The sequence below is a fragment of the Rahnella perminowiae genome (assembly GCF_019049755.1).
Taxonomy (GTDB): domain Bacteria; phylum Pseudomonadota; class Gammaproteobacteria; order Enterobacterales; family Enterobacteriaceae; genus Rahnella; species Rahnella perminowiae.
The window spans coordinates 1-1,713 of sequence record NZ_JAFMOS010000196.1 but is presented as its reverse complement, the minus strand read 5'-3'; the positions used below and the strand labels follow the sequence as shown (position 1 = coordinate 1,713).

Annotated in this window: 1 protein-coding gene and 1 pseudogene; both read left to right on the top strand. The window is 44.2% G+C overall.

Going from position 1 to position 1,713, the window contains the following annotated elements; all coding sequences use genetic code 11:
* A partial coding sequence (locus J1785_RS01220) for a MotA/TolQ/ExbB proton channel family protein (protein ID WP_217218624.1) occupies nt 1–1,430 on the top strand: 1,430 nt, incomplete at its 5' end.
* A pseudogene (locus J1785_RS01215) lies at nt 1,427–1,713 on the top strand (TolC family protein); the annotation flags it as partial. The gene J1785_RS01220 and the pseudogene J1785_RS01215, both read left to right, overlap by 4 nt.

The window sequence follows — 1,713 nt, the reverse complement described above, 5'->3', positions numbered from 1 at the left end:
GTATAAGAGACAGGAATTACATTAAACAAAGTGGTATTTTCCTGAAGAATAAAATGGGTTTTTTGGGTGCTTTATTTATTGCCTTAATCCCTTTGATACTCATGATCGTTCCTGGTGTCCGAAGTTATATTATCGGCACTTATGCCGTCGCAGCATTTTATAATACTGTCGTCATCATTGTGTATGCCACCGGTTGTGTGATCGTATTATCATCATTTATTGAAATAAACAGATGCGACACTGTATTAAAAACAAAAGACGATAAAAAAACAGCTCACCTGTTAGGGGATGCGAATAAAATTGTCTTTAAAAAAGAGCACGGTCTTGACGATGACACATTACTGTCAGTGTATGAAAACATTGATGAAAGTGTGAACCGTAAACACAACCAACGCATGTCTGCGATTTTAAGTTGCGCCAATATTTCCACCATGATCGGTCTGCTGGGCACGTTTGCGGGTCTCTCGCTGACCATTGCGTCGGTTATCTCCTTGCTTGATAAATCACAAATAGGGGGAGGGAATGATGCGGATACTCTGAAGATCATCGTGAACGTTGTCTCTTCTTTGTCTGAACCTCTCCGGGGTATGAATACGGCGTTTGTTTCTTCAATTTATGGTGTGGTCAGCGCCATTCTTCTGAACGTCATGAGCTCGCTGGTTCGCAATGCGTTCGTCCGTCTCAACGTGACGCTGCGCGATACTAAGCTCGAATTCATTCGTGAAATGAAGCGCAAACATCAACCCGCAAAGACCCGCACTCTGCGCATTGTTTCATCGCTGGATGAAATGGTCAGTGACATTAAAGATACGCTGCTCAGCTTCCAGGATCGTTTACTGAATATGTGCGCAGACTCGAATAATACCCTGCACAGCATGGTCGAGCAGGACAACATCAGCCATGCACAGCGCGCACAATTTGAAACGTCATTATTGACCGTCTGCGAAAGGGGCGCGGGCCAGTTAAATGAAATCCATCAGGGTGTCATGAATGCAAATCTGCAATTAACCGATCAGCACACAGCCATTACTGCCACACAGCAGCAGGTTTCCGGTCAGCATGCTCTTCTGGTCAGTCAGCATGAACAGCTTGATGCTCAGGAAGGTCAGCTAAAAGCGTTAAACCTTTCTCAGCAAGACATCGGGCGCAGTCAGGAAACGCTTTTGCAAGAAACAAGCAGTTTACAAAACTCGCTCACCGACCTGCATGCCACCACACAAATCATACATGAAAAGAATCATCTGCAGCTGAACAAAATGGATGAACACATTGTTCTTCATGAATTGAAAAATACCGACCTGCACAGTGAAACTCAGAGCCATATCCAGGGACATCTGAAAACGTTCGCACCTCTGTTCTCCCAAATTGCCGATATGCAATGTTCTTTGCAAAAAGATGTGCTGGTATTGAAGGATAAGAAAAAACCGTGAAAATCTCGATAATCTCATTAATGATCGGTATTACCGTATTGTCTGTGCCGGCTTTCGCTTCACAGCGCGCGGTTCAGGACAGCGGAGCCTATCCTCTTACGGTCCTGGTAAAACACGCGCTGGAAGCTCAGCCTTCGGTGGCTATTTCTTTTCTTGATATCGAACGTCGGCATCAGGAAACGAATATGAGCAAATCTTCCCTTTATCCGACATTAGATGCAACATCGGAAACTTCGCAAAAAAATAAAAGCGACGGAGACGAGAATAATATCGAAAATAAGAT